We start from the raw sequence: 16,147 nt of genomic DNA on the forward strand, positions 1-16,147 counted from the left end.
GCGGATCGACGGATTCGTGACTCACTTGGCTGTCTTCCGTGAGGTTGAGGTCATTGACATTCGGCCAGCTCCCGGTGCGATTCCGGGGGTTCTATTTCATCACCTGGATTTGATGAGTGATTTGCCGGCAGAGTGGCGAGAGACGTGTGAATCGCTTTCTTGTCTCCATACCATTGAGCACTTCGGACTGGGTCGGTACGGTGACCCCATCGATCCGAAGGGATATCTGAAGGGCCTTGACCGGTTGAAGGAGATGGTGAAACCGGGCGGAGTGCTTTATCTATCGACTCCTATCGGTCCGCAACGTGTCGAGTTCAATGCTCATCGCGTCTTTGCGGCTGCCACCTTTCTGGGGTGGTTTGAGGAGGGTTGGGAGGTCGAACGATTCGTGGTGTTGGATGATGACAACCGACTGCTTTCTCCGGCGCTCTGCGATAAGGCCGGGGTGTCGAACCACTTCGGCTGCCACGCTGGGGTTGGCATTATCGCGGCTCGAAAGCGGGTCTCAGCTCCCTGAGCTACGATCGATGAAAAGCGACGAAGTCGACAACTCAGTCGAGACCGATCCATTCTATGCAGAGGATCTGCGGCAGATGGAGAGGGCAGTCAACTACCGCGATTGGCAGTTCCGAATGGTTGAACCTTTCCTTGGGGGCAGGGTGCTGGAGGTTGGAGGAGGGATCGGGAATTTCACTCCGCAGCTTGCCAGCAATGGCCGCAGTGTGACCAGCTTGGAACCCAATGCAGGTTGCTTCCGTCAATTGGTCGAGAAGACCCACGACCTGCAGGGAGTCATTCCAATCCGAGGCACGGTGGAGTCGTTGGGGAGTTTGCTGGATTCAGAGGAGCGCTTTGACACCATCATTCTGATGAACGTGCTCGAACACATCGAGGATGATCGTGCGGTTCTGATGGCTTTGAAAGGCAGGCTTGCTCCCGGTGGTTTTCTTGTTGTGCTTGTTCCTGCGGGGCCATGGGCATTTGGTCCCACCGACAAGCGATTGGGGCACTATCGCAGATACAGCAAGCGGTACTCTCGCCAACTGGCGGTCGCCGCCAAGCTAAAGATTGGGTTCATGCGGTATTACAACTTCATCGGAATCTGGGGGTGGTGGTGGAATGCGAAGATGGGAAAGATGGAAGGTCAGAGCGACACCCAGATTCGGATCTTTGATCGCTGGATCGTCCCCCTTGTTTCCCAGATCGAGCGCTTTATCCGACCGCCGGTGGGGCAGTCCATCCTCATCGTCCATCAAGACGCTGCATCATGAAATCCGAAAAACAGGCCATGAGCCAATCCATTGCTGTGGCCATCCCCTGCTATCAGGAGGCACTCACGATTCGGAAGGTTGTTGAGGACTTCCAACGGGAGCTTCCGGATGCGAGGATCTACGTGTATGACAACAACTGCACGGATGGCACGGCGGAAGCAGCCGCACTCCCGGGAGTCATCGTTCGTCGTGAGAAACGCCAAGGGAAAGGGTTTGTGGTGGCAACCATGTTCGAGCAACTTGAGGAAGACGTGGTCATCATGGTCGATGGTGATGACACCTATGATGCCTCGCATGTGCACAAGTTGCTGGAACCCATCCTGCTTGGAGATGCCGACATGACCGTGGCGTCACGGCTCACGAATCATGGCGATGGGTCTTTCCGGCCCATGCACCTAGCGGGTAATCGGATGGTCTGCGCCATTATCAACCGGGTGTTCGGGTCCAAGGTGACGGACATCTTCTCCGGCTACCGGGCGTTCAGCCGGGATTCCATCCGCCACATTCCGATCACGACAAAGGGCTTCGATGTCGAAACCGAGATGACCTTGCAGGCGCTGTATCGTGGACAGGTCATCCGCGAGGTTCCCGCACCCTATTCCACGCGGCCTGAAGGCAGCTTCTCCAAACTCAATACCTGGTCGGATGGATCACTCGTTCTTCTGCGATTATTCCTGATCCTCAAGTCATATAAGCCGCTCACCTTGTTTGGTGCGATGGGGTTGATCATGGCGATTCTGGGTCTTGCCGTGGGCTATCTGCCGACTCATGACTACTTCACCAATCCGGGCCACTATGTGGATCACGTTCCCAGCGCGATTCTAGCGGCGGCTCTTATGGTTCTTTCGATGATCTCGCTAAGTGTCGGGCTGATTCTCAACAGTATCAACCTGCGCCTTCTGGAGCTCGAGCGACTCACCATCCGTCGCAGCAAGTAGGATGTGGCTTGTAGTCATCCCGCTTTCAAACGCCAAACATGATGGAAACCACCAAGACCAAGGGAGGGCACCCTGCACTTCAGACAGGAGTCTGTCTGGCGATCTGTCTGGCGGTCGTGCTTGCCTGGTTCTCGCCTTGGTGGGCTGGCGGAAAGGTTATGGCTCCGCTCGACCTCGCCAATGAGATGATGCAGCCATGGCGGGGTGACGGTGAACCGGGAGTCGCGAAGAATCATTTCGTGGCGGACAACATTACGGTACTGTTGGAGTACCGAATTTTCGCCGCAGAGAGCTATAAGAATGAGGGTTGGGTGGGTTGGAGCGACTTGACCTACGGAGGAACTGCTCTCTACGCCGACACCATGGCATTGTTCGACGACTGGACGATGCAGCTCCATCGATGGTTTGATTTCTGGACGGCGTGGCATCTCGGTCTGATGGGGCAGGTGCTGATCGCAGCCTTTGGCATGGTCCTGCTCCTGCGTGGACGGGGCACGAACACCCTTTGGAGTGTTGCCGGGGGGCTCATTTACGCCGCGAACTCGCAGTTCGTGACCTGGATCAACCACCGTTTCGCGCTGGGTCCGTTTTGTTGGGCTCCGCTCATTATTTGGTCTATCGATCAATATCGTGCCGGCAAGCGGTGGAGTTGGGGGGTGGTGCCAGTGTTCATCGCATTGGCGTTCCTTGGCGGGACCCTACAACATGTCGCGATCGTAGCGCTCGCGGTGGTTGTCTGCTGGGGAAGCGAAGCTTGGGAAGGATGGAAGGTGAGTCGTCGCAACTGGGTGAACCAAGTATCCTTGCTGGGGCGTTATGCCGTCTGGGGTCTTTTAGGTTCGGGGCTTGCCGCACTGATGCTGATCCCATGCACGGATGCACTGATGACGAGCAACGAACTGGGCTTGCACACGGGGCTCCATGGCCATGCCGATGACAGCATCTATCCCCAAGGATTGCTCCAACCGCTGTTCAATCTCGCAGCCTATCCCTTCCAAGTCTTCCCCTCGGTACTCGGGCGATGCGACTCAATGGATGTGCTCAAGCTCTTCAAGAGTAACCTGTTCTTTGTCGCCTACATTGGGTTTCTACCAACACTGATCGGATTTCTGGCGATCGGCCGGCGGCAGACGGGAACCTTGGAGCGTTCACTGATTCTTGTCGGCTTGTTGCTGCCGCTGACCCCAGCGGTACGTTTTCTCTACCAGCGCTTGTTTCTCTTGTTTCTGTTGGGTGCAACGATGGCCTTCGCAGGCTATATGAGTCGATCGAGCGACGAGGCACGGAGAAGGCTGTGCGTAGTTGCCGCGTGGACGAGTGGAGTGTTGGCAGCGGGATGGCTGATTGGGAGTGCGGGGATGGCGTGGTTTGGTGGAGATTTCCTCGCTTCGTTGCAGGACCGTGTGATGGCTATTGGTGGAGATAGCTCGTTCGGTGGTGCTCATGCCTGGATGGAGATGAGGGTCAGCAATTTCATCGGCGACCTCTTTATCTGGAGTCCGCAGCAGTGGGTCCCGCTGACACTATTGGCATTGGGACTTTGGGGACTTGGGTGGACAGCGAGCAAGTCCTTGGGTCGACGGAGGACTGGATCAGTCATGTTGTTTTCGGCAATACTGCTTGAGGTCACCTGCTTTGCTACGCGGTGGATCACATGGTCTGATCCCGGCGAGTATCCACTGTTTCCCGTAACGCCTGAGGTAGCGGCGCTTCGGGAGCATGTCGATCGTGACGGCAGGGTGACGGTGCTGATTCATCCCACCGAGCACATGTCTCGGACTCCTTTTCTTCCGAACACACTTTCGCCCTATGGGATCGAGGCGATCACGGGCTATGGGAGTGTGGTGCCGGATGGCATGATCCTTCCCAATGAAACTCCCGGAGACGCGAAGAAGTTGGGCCGTTTCGGGGTCTCCCATCTCCTCACATGGCCCGGCAATCCTGACGTTCCCTTGGAATGGCGTGAGGTATGGAGCAGTCCCTCGATGGAACTCTATGCCAATACGTTGGCCTTGCCGCGGTATGTCGCGTTTCGGACGGACTCGCAGAAGGACGGTTTTTTGGCGGGGGAAGGCCGCAGTTTCTTGCCAGTGCGTGAGACAAGCGGAAAACAAAACACACGGGAGCTAGAGGTGCCTGCTGGGTCGAAGTGGGTTCGTATTGCCGAGAATCAAGCGGAGGGCTGGGAATACCGATCCAGCGAGACGTCGTCATGGCGTCCGGTGCTTCGTGCCGAGGATGCGAGCATGCTGATGGAACTCGAGCCCAAGGTGGCGGGGATGACGGTCCGCATGCGTTACCGTCCTCCTCTTAGATTGCTGGGCCTCAAGATCACGGGAGGCTCGATCATGCTCATGCTCTTGGGAACCCTTTGGGTGGTTCTCCGTGGGCGAGTAGGAGTGTGCCCGAGTCGACCCATTCCAAGCGTGACATGATACGCGTCGTGATGTTGGGGCGTTTGGGGAACAATCTTTTTCAGTATGCCTTTGGCCGCGTACTGGCTGAGAAATACAACGTGCCTCTCCTAATGGATGGGTCTTGGTTCAATGGCCGGACATGGCCATTCGTTGAGTCTTTTCGTCGACTACCCGGAGTGGTTGAGGGGAAAGCAAAAGTTGTCCGGCCGTTTTCCCTCGGATCGAGGGTGCTCAACAAGGTTTGCGGAAGGCATCACTGGGAGTTTCTCGGCCAGCCCATCGTGCGGGAGCCATCGGAGGATCATTCCTTTGATCGGAGGTTGCTGGACTCTCCCGGAAACTGCGTCGTTCTCGGCTTTTTCCAGAGTCCTCTCTATTTTTCCGCCATCGACCCCGTGCTGCGAAGGGAATTAGCAACTGATGGTCTTGGGCTTGAGACCGGATTCGAGGCACTTGCGGATCGTCTGAGGGAACCCTCTTCGGTGGCAGTGCACGTGAGGAGATCCGACTACGTGGGAAATCGCGACGTTGCCCGGCTCGATCACGACTACTACCTGCGCGCGATGAACCGGATTCGGGAGTCGGTCAGGGGGGCTCGGTTTCATGTGTTTTCTGATGACCCGGTATGGTGTTCCGGCGTGTTCAATGGCCGGGACGTCTCGGTGAATGAGCACTCGGATCCGTTCGCTCCGTTGGTGGATCTTCATCTGATGAGTCTGGCTTCACACCACATTATCGCGAACAGCACGTTCTCGTGGTGGGGGGCGTGGCTTGGAACCAAACCGGGACAGCAGGTCCTGATGCCCGACGTGTGGTTTGAGCGCGGAATCCACGCTCCGATCGAGGAAAAGCTGCTTGAGGGTTGGCAGTTGATGCCGGTGCGTTCCGGGTCGTCGTAGGTCGAAGAGCCTGCCCTTTACGAAAATCGGGTCTGCGGGCTCGAGAGAGCGTGCCGCCCGTCACCTCTCCAAGCCGGAACATTGATACTTCAGGACAGCTTCAATTTCCCGCGGACCCGTCGATGCAACCGGAATCTCGATCGATGCACTTTTCCATTGTCACACCCAGCCTGAACCACGGGCAGTTTCTTGAAGACTGCCTGAGCAGTGTTGCATCGCAACGGGACGTTTCATTGGAGCATCTCGTTCTCGATGGGGGATCGAGCGATGAGAGTGAGGAAATTGCCGCCCGCTTTCCCGGGGTGGAATGGCTTTGCGAACCCGATCGAGGGATCTCCCATGCGATCAACAAAGGATTTGGGAGGGCGAAGGGGGACTGGGTGATGTGGCTCAATGCTGACGATCGTCTCAAGGACGGGGTGCTTGCCGAACTGCTCGGCTTCCTGGCTTCCTCGTCCGCGGATGTCTGTTATGGTGATTGGGATTTCATCGACGCTTCCGGGAGGCATCTGAGGAGCGTCTCGGCAGCACGATGGTCGAACTTCGCCCACATCCATCACGAGTGTCTCATCGGATCCACCGCAGCATTCCTGCGACGCTCGAGCGTGATCGATGCGGGCTTTCGGCTGAGAGAGGACTTCAGATACGTAATGGATGGGGAATTCTATGCCCGCCTCGCCAACGCAGGACTGGAGCTTCGGCATGTTCCAGTAAAAGTGGCGGATTTCCGTATGCACGGGGACAACGCATCCCAGCGGCATCTCGGCAGAACGCGGGAGATGGATCGGATCATGGCGGCGGAACGTCAGCATGTGGAATCGCGGGCCATCCGAAGAGCGTATGGAGTCTCCCTGTTTCAGGATCCCTATCTGAACGGCCTGATGGACGGGATACTTTGGGTTGTGGCAAGGGTGTGGAAGGGCGTTCTGAAGCTTGTTCACTGATTGCCGGTTCGGACCGGCAGCGAGAGCAGGGATGAAACCAGGGTCAAACCCCGACGGTGGAGTGAAGTTCGCAGCAGTATTCGCAAGTTACAATCGGCGGGAGCTGGCGCTTGAATGCGTCAGGCGACTGCGCAGCCAGTCACGCCCTCCCGACATGGTGGTCGTGGCCGACAACGGTTCCTCCGATGGGAGTGTCGAGGCACTGAGTGGGCTCGGTTGGTCCGCGGTTCGCATCATCGCGACCGGAGGGAACCTCGGCAATGCTGGAGCGATCAGGGTCGCCATGGATGAAGCCTTCGGGCTCGGGGCCGATGCTGTTTGGATTCTTGATGATGACTCCTGGCCCCGATGCAAGGCTCTGGAATCTCTGATTGCCGGCGAATGGAGACCCCATGTCGTGAGACACGCGCTCCAGGTAGATCCGGAGTCAGGAAGTCTGACATGGCCCATGTGGGTCGAGGTGGCCGACGGCTGGAGGCTGGTCAACGAGGATCATGAGGTCCCCGAGAGTGACCGCTGCAGGAGCAGGGCCTCATGGACGGGTGCCCTGATCCCGAGAGAGGTCTGGAGTCAGGTTGGACCGGTCAATGGCGATCTGTTCATTCGCGGTGAGGACGAAGAGTATCCTTGGCGAATCCGAAAAGCAGGGTTCGGCTTCGAACTGGTGCGTGGATGCATTCTCGACCACCCGGGGCCGAAGGACCCTGTCCACTGGAGCTTTCTCGGCAAGCATTTCTTCTACGAGCGCGGGCTGGCTGATTGGAAGCTCTACTACAAGATTCGCAACATGGTTTGGTTGAAGAAGCGGCAATCGTGGCTGGGCGGAAGCCTGCTCATGGCGGCATGTTATTCCCTCGCGGCATGGCGCTTCGACGGACCACACCGGCTACCGCTTGTCAGGGAGGCGATTGTTGACGGTCTGTGCGGGCGTTTGGGTCCATGGAGGAATCAGCCCTCACAGGAATTGCCTATCCGCGACGGCGCTCGGGTATGATTCGATCCGTGGCGAGTAGCTTTTGCATCACCGGTTGCAGCGTCCTACTGAAAAAGGCTAGTCCAATGGCCACCCCAAGAAGGTTGAAGGCGAGATCCCAGAAGTCTGAGAGTTCCCACTTGAAGCCATAGGCCACCTGACTCCCTTCAATGGCGATGGCCAGCGCGATGGCCAAGCGACCGCCGCCCGGCATTCCAACGAGTGACGCCAAGCCCAGAGTGATGACTACGAACAGGCCGGCATGCAGGACGGGACGAATGGATCGAAGGCGGTGCTTCAGCCGGACGATGAGGGTGTCTCCACGATCGATCTTGTCGATTGGTGCGGGGATCGATTCCAGGCTCGCACTGCCGGCTTCGAAGGCAAGCTCGCCGCGGGTGGGAGCTAGTTGAAAGCCCTGCCCGATGGCACGATGGGGTTTCCACGGTCCGGGGAACGCAAGGGAGGCAGCGAGGTATAGGACAACCCCGGCTGCAAGCAAACGCCTGAGCCACGAGTTCGTTTCCCGCCCGGAGAGGACGAAGAACCACCCGAACCATCCCGCTGCCACAACCCACCGTCCGATCGTCCACCATCTGCTTTCGATCACCGGGGTGATGATGAGCTCGTCGATGCGCAGGAGCCCGGAAGATCCGAGGTTCTGAAACACAAGCTTCGCCTCGGCAGCGTGGTCGGGGAACTCGGCGACAAGTTCGAGGCCGTCAAATCTTTGGTCGAACTCGGCGCTGCCCAAAGGAATGGTGGACATCAACCGGTCGGTTTTGTCATGAAACATGATCAGCACTCGACCGCTCTCCCAGCGCTTCGACCCGACAACGAGATCGATTGCCTCGATCGAGATTCTTGAATGAAGAAACCTGGTGGTGGAACCGACCGGCAGGTTGATGGCATGGTTGATCGGAGAACTGCCGGGCAGGCGGGGCAGTTCAAGGCTTCTCGCATCGACGACGAACCGATGGAGCGGGGATGCCTGAGTTGCCTCGATATGCCTGAGCGGGTGAAATGCCGCGTTCTCAAGCGGCACAAAACGATGGTTCCAACAAATTGCTGAAGCGATGGTGAGTGCAACCAGCATCAGGGACAATACCGCCGCTCTCAACCACATGGTCTCCCTTACTCTTCCAGCCTTCCGATGACAAGAGCTGAGCGTTGGTGGACCTGCACACCTAAGGATTTCGAGGGGGACGCGGGCTTCTTCTCAAGGGACTCCGGTTTGCTCTGTTCCGGCTTCAGGCGGCTCGGGATCGATTCCAGAGTGGTGTTGCTCGGCGAAAGCCGCAGGACGGATGGCGCTCCGGTGATCAGGGCGTCGATGCGACAGCTGAGGTGCCCTAGCTGGTGGATCTCGCATGGACTCGATGGAGTGGTCCTGTATGCTTGGGGCAGGCCTGAGTTCACTCCTATCGTCGAGGCTGTTCGAGTCGCGGGAATCAAGGTGGTGCTAAGTCAGGACAGTGGGGGCCTTGTGAGTCCGCTCTGTGGAGCTCGGGAGTGGTTCACCGAGCGCTGGAGGGTGGGGGGACGATGGGGGGTGCTCAGAGTCCCTGGCGTGGTGCTTCAGGTGCTGAGAGCCCTAAGTTGGGGCATTGTGAGCCTTGACCTTCGAAGACTCGATCAGTTTGCCCTGGGAGACGGCATCGCCGCGGTTTCACCCGGTGCGCTGGCACGATACCGGCGCTATGTCCGGGCCTTTGGTCGGGAAGAGTTGGTGCGGAGACTATTTCTTCTGCCCCATCCCGTTTCACCAGACTGCACTTACGAGGACGGGCAACCACAGAAATCCTGCCAAGTGGTTGCGGTGGGGCGCTGGTCCGACGCCGCACAGAAGCGACCTGATCTGCTTATGCGGGTGATTGAAGCCGCCTCTAGGCGGCGGAAAGAATATCGCTTCGTCATCGTTGGTGAACCAACAACGGAGTTGGAGGAATGGCATCGTGCGTTGCCTCCGGCGATCCGGGAACGCGTCGAGCTTAGCGGCGTTGTCGCTCATGAAGAGCTCGTCGAAGTCATGAAGGAATCGAGGGTGCTCCTTGTGACGTCGGCCTTCGAAAGCTTTCATATCTCCGCTGCCGAAGCACTTTGTTGTGGGGCAACCATCGTTGGATCGCGAAGCCCCTGTCTTCCCAGCCTCCGCTGGTTCACCTGTGGCGGAAGCGGCACGCTTGCCCCGAAGCTCGGTGCGGAGGAACTCGGAAGGGCTTTGACCCGGGAGCTTGCCGAATGGGAACACGGGACGCGTTGCCCCGCCACGATCAGCAGACGCTGGGGAGATCAGCTGCATTCGGACCAAGTGGCCGCGAAGGTCATCACTTGGTCGAAATGCTCCTCTTAAGCAAAAGGAACCGATTGACGGAATCGGGGTTTGCCCCGCTCCGCTCAAGTGCTTACACCGCAGGCAGAACTTTTAACATGTCAATTGGTCGAAAGGAAGCCTTCTCCATCCAGAGCTTACAGATTGTTGATGCGGCCTTGGTTTGGTTTGCCTTTTATTCGGCAGACCTACTGCGTGGGCCTCTTCGACTGCTCATGGGTCAGCAATGGATCGATGCAGGTGGCTTGTCCCAGATGGCTTGGGTGCTCTATGTGGCGGTGCCTTTCACGCCATTAATTCTTGAGTTTCTCGGATTCTACCGTCGGCTACGCGCCAAAAAAATCGGGAACTCGATTTCGCAGCTGATTCGAGCGCTGTTCTTTGTCGGCGTGATTCTGGGAGGGTTGGCGATCTTCGGCCAGCTTCCGAGTGAAAGCCGGCTAGTTCTGGGTGTCGGCGGATTGTTGGTGTTTCTGTTCCTTCTGGCACGCGAGCGGGCAGTGCATGGGTATCTCGCCTCCCACAGGGTCAGGGATGAGTCAAAGGAGCGTGTGGTTGTAGCAGGCAGCGAGGTTTCCACCGAGGAATTCCTTGCGGAACTGGATCCCGATGTCCGGCAGGGCTTCAAGGTGGTGGGGAGGTTTGACATTGCTTCGAGCGAGGTCGGTGAACTGTATGACCTGCTTAAGCAGGAATCGGTTGAGAGGGTCGTTTTCGCCGCTGATGAGACGGGTTTTGCTAAGGTGGCAGAATGTGTGGAAGCGTGTGAAATTCAGGGGGTTGAGGCTTGGATTGCGGCTTCCTTCATGAGGACCCAGATCGCGAGGCCTACGTTTGACCTGATGGGTGACAAGCCTATGCTTGTGCTTCGATCAGCTCCTGACCTGTCGTGGGAGCTTGCGCTCAAGGCGGTATTCGATCGAGTTACGGCGGCGCTGCTTATTATCCTGACCTCCGTGCTCTGGGCTTTCGCCTGGGTTGGAATCAAATTGTCGAGCCCCGGAGCGCCTGCCTTCTTCTGTCAGCTTCGGGCTGGTCGTTACGGTAAACCTTTCAAGATGTGGAAGTTTCGGACCATGGTCCCGAATGCCGATCAACTTCTCGACGAGATCAAGAAAGAACATGGGAACCAAATGGATGGTCCGGTCTTCAAACTTGATCATGATCCGCGAGTCTTCAGGTTCGGAGCTTTGCTTAGAAAACTCAGTATCGACGAGTTGCCCCAACTGTTGAATGTGGTGAAGGGAGATATGAGCCTGGTTGGCCCTCGGCCATTACCATTGTATGAGGTCGATGCATTCGTGAAGTCCGAGCATCGCCGTAGGCTAAGTGTTAAGCCGGGTATCACCTGCGAATGGCAAGCTGGAGGCAGAAACAAGATTACAAGTTTTGAGGATTGGGTTGATATGGACCTGCGCTACATCGACAATTGGTCCTTTTGGTTGGATATCAAGTTGCTGCTCAAGACGATTCCTGCCGTGCTATTCGGTCATGGTGCCAAATAGTGGTAGATCGGCCAGGGGCGGCCAACATGGCGGTTGAAGACATGCCATGGAATGAATGATGAATTTCTTGCCGTCAGTCTTTCTCGGTGTCGCCCTCTTTCTTGGGGTTGTATTCGGTGCGCAAACCGAAGCGTGGAGCTGGGGTCCTGCTCTACTGGCCCTTTCGGGTGCTCTGTTGGCAAGCGGTCTCCTTAAGAATGATTGGCGCCGAGGACGTTTCCTGCCCATCGCATTGATTTCAGCAATAGGCTATATCATATTGCGTGCCGGATTCTCGCCTGTGCTGGACGCTGCCCGATCTGATGCAATGCTCGCTCTAGCTCTTCTCGGATGTGCTTGGGTTGTTTCGAGTAGTGGGGAAGAGCAGGGGCATTTGAAGAGTATCTATCTGGTCCTCTCACTGACCGCACTCGCGAACATTTTCGTTGCGTTGGTTCAGGTTGCCCACCCTGAGTTCCTCTGGCCGTACGAAAGCAAGCCAGCTTCGGCTCCGACCGGATTCTTTGGGCACTACAACTACTTCTCTAATTTCGTCGGCGGCGTCGGTCTATTGTGCCTCGCAAGGGCATTGTTTGGGCCGGATGCAAGGGTATTCAAACTACTATATGCAGCGACTTTCCTTGGGGCGCTCATCTTGATTCCGGTGTCGGGCTCACGAGGTGGATCCCTTGCTTTCGGTGTTGGGGCCTTCGTGCTCGTCGCCTCTGCCGGGGTCCTGTCATGGAGGAAGAAGTCCCGTGGAGCGGTGGTTTTTTTGCTGGCGCTCCCTATCATGGTGCTGGCGGTTGTCTTCGGAGGCTGGCTGGTGATGGGGAAAGCTTTGGATTCACGCGGTCAGGCGATGGATGCCCGCTCATTTTCAGCCATGGCTGACAACGGACGGCTTGAGTGGATCAAGCTCGCTACCAAGGTGGCGAAGTCCGACCCCATGGTGGGAGGAGGCAGTCGGGCGTTCTCGTGGCGACGAAATCATGCTTGGCAACTCGAGGAACTCGGTAGGGGGGTAGAGAATGAGAGTTTCGTCCACAATGAATTGGCACAGACTGTTACCGACTATGGTCTTGTCGGTGCCGTGCTCGTGCTTGCTGCTGTGGGCGGAATGCTCTGGAAGAGTCTTCTCCAGTTGTTCCTTGGGCTAGGTGAGCCTGAGCGACTCGGGGGGCATGATGCGATTGCGTCGGGGGTCTTGGCGGCTGGGTCGTTCATGTTACTCCAGTCGAATGTCAGCTTCGTGTTCCATCTGCTGCCGTCGACAATGGTACTTGGGGTTGTGTTCGGTCTTGCCATGCTTCTGCCCGCTGCGAAGCCTGAAGCGAGCACACGATCAAGATTCCTTCCGGCCGGGTTGATGTTCGTCCTTGCAGCGTCCCTCGGATGGTTCGGACTTCGAGCTACGATGACCCTGGTTTCCGTTTGGCCGGTTCTCTATGCGTCCGATCCGGGAAATCGTGGGGATTCATCAGTATCGATGATACAGCTAGAAAAGGCGGCGAAGTGGTGGCCGGGTTATCGTGTCCAAGAGGAGATTGCCCGCCTGTGCAGGATGTCCTCAAGTAATCCAAACGTTTCAGTTGGCGAGCGCAATGCTTGGAACAGCAGGGCGGTTGAGGCTTATCAAGAAGCGTCGGCGGCCCACCCGTTTCACCCGGGTTTGCAGGTGAATCTAGGGAACGCGTTGTCGGACTTGGGAAGCGCGCCGGAAGCGGAGTCCGCGCTGGCGAAAGCGATCGAACTCCAAGGAGGGCTGGAGGGAGGTTTTCGTGCTCGTTTGTGCCTGGCGCAGCATCTTTACCAGACATGGCAGCGCAGGTGGCAGGAGGATCGTAGGGCGGGTGAGGCGCTTCATGAGTTCCTTCGAGCTCGGGAGTTACTTGATGAATCAGATGTCCAGAGTCAGTGGGCGTATGAAGACAGCAAGATGCTTCGAAAGAGCCTGGATGCGGTTATCGACTTCCTGGAGGGTGCGCAAGTCACGCCGGTTGCTCCGAGCTCGGACTAGGCAGACACGCGGTTAGGATGAGATTCTGCCCCAGTTCACATTATTTGACGCCAGTTCCTTCAGGAGCTGGCGTATTTTTTTGTCCGCCATGGCCTGATCAGGAGGGTCGCCGAGGCCTCGTTCGTCGGATGGAACGAATGCCATGGTGGTGCTGATGTATGCCCATCGTTGGGCCTCTCCCTTGGCGACGCGATCGGTGATGTCCATCAGGGTGCGCTGGAGGTGACTGGCGGTCACCCTGTCATGTCCGATGAAGAAGTAGTAGGTGAGGTAGTCGACGGTGATCACCTTTTCTCCATCGGATGTCCGGATTCGTTGATCGCGTTTCGAGATGATGCGCATCAGGGGAACGGTCCTACCATCATCCAGTGTGATTTCAGAGGGCTGGGTGACGAGGTCCCGGTGACCCTGGGCCTGCATGCAGCGTTCCGGTCTGTGGATGGAGTTTGCGAGATCGTGGCCGGAAAGGACAATCGACAGGTCAGCAATGTCGATGGGGGCAGCGCCGGTGATGTAGGACATTTCTTCGACCCGCCGAAGCCCGCACTTCGCCTTCGAGAACTCGGTATCTGCCGCCAAGGTATCCAGTTCCGCTTTGGATGGAGGATAGGACTCGGTCTGCCAGGAACCCATGTAGGTGGGAATCGACATCTTGAGGGCGCTGTCGGTCTGGCGGAATTCCGGGAGCACGAAAATGAGCGACATGGTGCCTCCGAGCAGAAGGCCGAGAAGGAGGAGTCGTTTCATGGTGTCACGTGTTGGACGTGGTCGTGGGCTCGGTGACTGTGACAGTCGTCTGCTTGAGTTTCCTCAGTTTTGGAATGCCGCCTTCGAGGATTGAGTGAACGGCGAGCAGAAGCAGCAAGGAAATGGGGTAGAAGATGACCAGACCCGACCAATCGTGCCAGGTGTCCTTGGCGAAGTCAGGATCTCCGTATTCGGCGATCACGAAGATCGAGGTGAGCCGGAACATGTTCCCGATGATCGCGAGTGGGAATGCGGAAAGCATCAGGACGAGCTTTTTCCACAGGGGCATTTTGGCGAGATAGGCCCAGACCGATGAAATGAGAATGAGGGCCATCAGTGAGCGGATCCCTCCACAACCCTCGTCAATTTTCAGCGGTTCCCACTTCGAATCGACGGAGAAGATCTGTGTTCCCCGAACTTCGGTTTCGACTCCGAGCCAACCGCATCCGATCTCGGCGAGTTTGGTCGACAGCATTTGCAGTTTGTATGTGGCATGCTGGAATTGGGGGACGGGGATGGCGAGCCACAGAAGGAAGAGTGGAAAAAACGTCAGTCGCGCGATCGGCCATCCCCACAAAAACCAAGTGGACCCCCATAGAATCATGGGTAGGCCTCCAATGGCGAGCCGGGCTTGCCCCGTGCGGTAGGCGAGCACGAAGAACAGCGACCCCAAGACGGCGATTATCAAACCAACCCACTGTGATTTCTGCGGCGCCGTCACCTTGGAGGCAAGGGTCCTGAGGGTTCCCCATTTCCAAGCCAACAAGGCGAAGCAAATGATAGGCACGAGAATCCCATGCTCGAAATCGTTCTCTTCGTTCCACGAACGCTTCAGCCAGTGAGGCGATGAGAGATGCTGCTGGCCCCCGAAACCGGGAATGAGGAAATAGAAGCCGGCAATCATCAGCCCAATGATCAGCACGCCGGTCCATGGGGGCGGCTGCTGCGAGATCTGTGGGCGAGGGGAATTGCGTTCTTCCATGCTTCTGCGGTTTGAAGGGTTGCCGATCGGGTCAGGGGTGTCAACAATCGGCCTGCCGCACCTATGAAGCTGATCAGTGGAACCGCCCATCGCTCTCTCGCCGAGAATATTGCTACGGAACTGGGAACCAGGCTCGCGGACGTGCGGGTCACTGCATTCCCAGATGGCGAGACATTCGTTAAAATCAACGAAAACATCCGGGGAGCGGATATTTTCATCATCCAGCCCTCGTGCCCACCGACGAACCACAATGTGATGGAGCTCCTGATCATGGTGGATGCGGCGCGGCGCGCGTCGGCTGGTCGGATCACGGCGGTGATGCCGTTCTTCGGCTACGCACGGCAGGACCGGAAGGATCAGCCTCGGGTGCCGATCACCGCCAAGTTGGTGGCAAACCTGCTGACTTCGTCCGGCGTGGACCGGGTCCTGGCGATGGACCTGCACGCTCCGCAGATTCAGGGATTCTTCGATATCCCGGTCGATCACCTCTACGCGAAACCTGCTCTGATCGGCTACATTCGGGAAAAGGTGCCGGATCCCTCGAATCTGGTGGTGGTTTCCCCCGACGTCGGTGGCGTGAAGATGGCGCGCGCGTATGCGGACGCGATCGGCTCGGACCTGGCGATTGTGGCGAAGCACCGGGTGAGTGCCACGAAGGTGGAGGCGATGAATGTCATCGGTGAAGTCGAGGGGAAGGACGTCATGCTGGTCGATGACATGACGGAAACCGCCGGGACGCTGTGCGCGGCAGCGGAAATTCTTCACAAGAATGGAGCAAAGCGGATCTATGCCGGCGTTTCTCACGCCGTTCTGGGCGATCTTGGACGGGAGCGGATCAAGAATTCAGCCATCGAGGAGGTGATCACCACCGATTCGGTCCCTCAGGCGGCTGGCGACAAGGTGCACGTCTGCAGTGTGGCCCCGCTGTTGGCAGAGGCGATTCGCCGGATCGCCGGCGGGCAGTCGGTGACCTCCCTGTTTGACGTCAGCTGATCTGAAGCGCCCGGATCTCCGACGATGCCCCGGGGTCGAGGGCCTTGGAGGCGCCTCCGATTGCCGTGGGGGTGAACAAATTTTTGACATTCGGCGATTCCCCCGCTATTCCCCGCCCCCCGCCGTTGTAAGCGCGCGGGTTTTTCC

At 57.6% G+C, this 16,147-nt stretch carries 14 protein-coding genes; 11 read left to right on the forward strand and 3 right to left on the reverse strand.

What is annotated here, in order from left to right:
• Positions 1–112 precede the first annotated feature (112 nt).
• The 7 genes from JIN81_RS19065 to JIN81_RS12455 all read left to right on the forward strand — a co-directional run bounded on the left by JIN81_RS19065 (position 113) and on the right by JIN81_RS12455 (position 7,463).
• Complete coding sequence (locus JIN81_RS19065; protein ID WP_234044832.1) at positions 113–517, forward strand: DUF268 domain-containing protein; 405 nt, start codon at positions 113–115, stop codon at positions 515–517.
• 10 nt (positions 518–527) lie between these two features.
• Positions 528–1,271: a class I SAM-dependent methyltransferase gene (locus tag JIN81_RS12430; protein WP_200279997.1), complete on the forward strand. Its 744-nt coding sequence runs from the start codon at positions 528–530 to the stop codon at positions 1,269–1,271.
• On the forward strand, positions 1,268–2,209 hold the full coding sequence (locus tag JIN81_RS12435) for a glycosyltransferase (RefSeq protein ID WP_200280000.1): 942 nt from the start codon (positions 1,268–1,270) through the stop codon (positions 2,207–2,209). Before JIN81_RS12430 ends, JIN81_RS12435 begins: the two co-directional genes overlap by 4 nt.
• A gap of 38 nt (positions 2,210–2,247) precedes the next feature.
• The gene (locus tag JIN81_RS12440; RefSeq protein ID WP_200280003.1) at positions 2,248–4,644 is read left to right on the forward strand and encodes a hypothetical protein; all 2,397 of its coding nucleotides are present in this window, start codon (positions 2,248–2,250) and stop codon (positions 4,642–4,644) included.
• A 302-nt stretch (positions 4,645–4,946) separates the two neighbouring features.
• Positions 4,947–5,525 (forward strand): alpha-1,2-fucosyltransferase, encoded by a 579-nt coding sequence (locus tag JIN81_RS12445; RefSeq protein ID WP_234044833.1) that lies wholly within the window; start codon positions 4,947–4,949, stop codon positions 5,523–5,525.
• Between the two features lie 143 nt (positions 5,526–5,668).
• Positions 5,669–6,469: a glycosyltransferase family 2 protein gene (locus tag JIN81_RS12450; protein ID WP_200280009.1), complete on the forward strand. Its 801-nt coding sequence runs from the start codon at positions 5,669–5,671 to the stop codon at positions 6,467–6,469.
• Between the two features lie 31 nt (positions 6,470–6,500).
• On the forward strand, positions 6,501–7,463 hold the full coding sequence (locus tag JIN81_RS12455; RefSeq protein ID WP_200280011.1) for a glycosyltransferase: 963 nt from the start codon (positions 6,501–6,503) through the stop codon (positions 7,461–7,463).
• Here the strand turns inward: JIN81_RS12455 and JIN81_RS12460 are convergent.
• Positions 7,438–8,487, reverse strand: coding sequence for a hypothetical protein (locus tag JIN81_RS12460; RefSeq protein ID WP_234044839.1), 1,050 nt, complete (start codon positions 8,485–8,487; stop codon positions 7,438–7,440). The two genes, JIN81_RS12455 and JIN81_RS12460, sit on opposite strands and share 26 nt — an antisense overlap.
• A 288-nt stretch (positions 8,488–8,775) precedes the next feature.
• Here JIN81_RS12460 and JIN81_RS19660 point away from each other — a divergent pair, with 288 nt between their 5' ends.
• The 3 genes from JIN81_RS19660 to JIN81_RS12475 all read left to right on the forward strand — a co-directional run bounded on the left by JIN81_RS19660 (position 8,776) and on the right by JIN81_RS12475 (position 13,278).
• Complete coding sequence (locus tag JIN81_RS19660) at positions 8,776–9,795, forward strand: glycosyltransferase family 4 protein (RefSeq protein ID WP_425498590.1); 1,020 nt, start codon at positions 8,776–8,778, stop codon at positions 9,793–9,795.
• Between the two features lie 77 nt (positions 9,796–9,872).
• The gene (locus tag JIN81_RS12470) at positions 9,873–11,279 is read left to right on the forward strand and encodes a sugar transferase (RefSeq protein WP_200280021.1); all 1,407 of its coding nucleotides are present in this window, start codon (positions 9,873–9,875) and stop codon (positions 11,277–11,279) included.
• A gap of 55 nt (positions 11,280–11,334) precedes the next feature.
• Positions 11,335–13,278, forward strand: a complete 1,944-nt coding sequence (locus JIN81_RS12475) for an O-antigen ligase family protein (RefSeq protein WP_200280023.1) — start codon at positions 11,335–11,337, stop codon at positions 13,276–13,278.
• Between the two features lie 12 nt (positions 13,279–13,290).
• Here JIN81_RS12475 and JIN81_RS12480 read toward each other — a convergent pair whose 3' ends face one another.
• Together JIN81_RS12480 and JIN81_RS12485 are read right to left on the reverse strand one after the other, a co-directional pair.
• Complete coding sequence (locus JIN81_RS12480; RefSeq protein ID WP_200280025.1) at positions 13,291–14,025, reverse strand: exosortase-associated EpsI family protein; 735 nt, start codon at positions 14,023–14,025, stop codon at positions 13,291–13,293.
• A 4-nt stretch (positions 14,026–14,029) separates the two neighbouring features.
• Positions 14,030–15,007: an exosortase/archaeosortase family protein gene (locus JIN81_RS12485; protein WP_200280028.1), complete on the reverse strand. Its 978-nt coding sequence runs from the start codon at positions 15,005–15,007 to the stop codon at positions 14,030–14,032.
• Positions 15,008–15,070: 63 nt separating this feature from the next.
• On the opposite strand from JIN81_RS12485, the gene JIN81_RS12490 reads away from it, so the two are divergent.
• Positions 15,071–16,000: a ribose-phosphate diphosphokinase gene (locus tag JIN81_RS12490; RefSeq protein WP_200280030.1), complete on the forward strand. Its 930-nt coding sequence runs from the start codon at positions 15,071–15,073 to the stop codon at positions 15,998–16,000.
• The last annotated feature ends 147 nt before the right edge of the window (positions 16,001–16,147 follow it).

Origin of the sequence: Haloferula rosea, assembly GCF_016595525.1 — a bacterium.
In the GTDB taxonomy this organism is placed as follows: Bacteria; Verrucomicrobiota; Verrucomicrobiia; order Verrucomicrobiales; family Akkermansiaceae; genus Haloferula; species Haloferula rosea.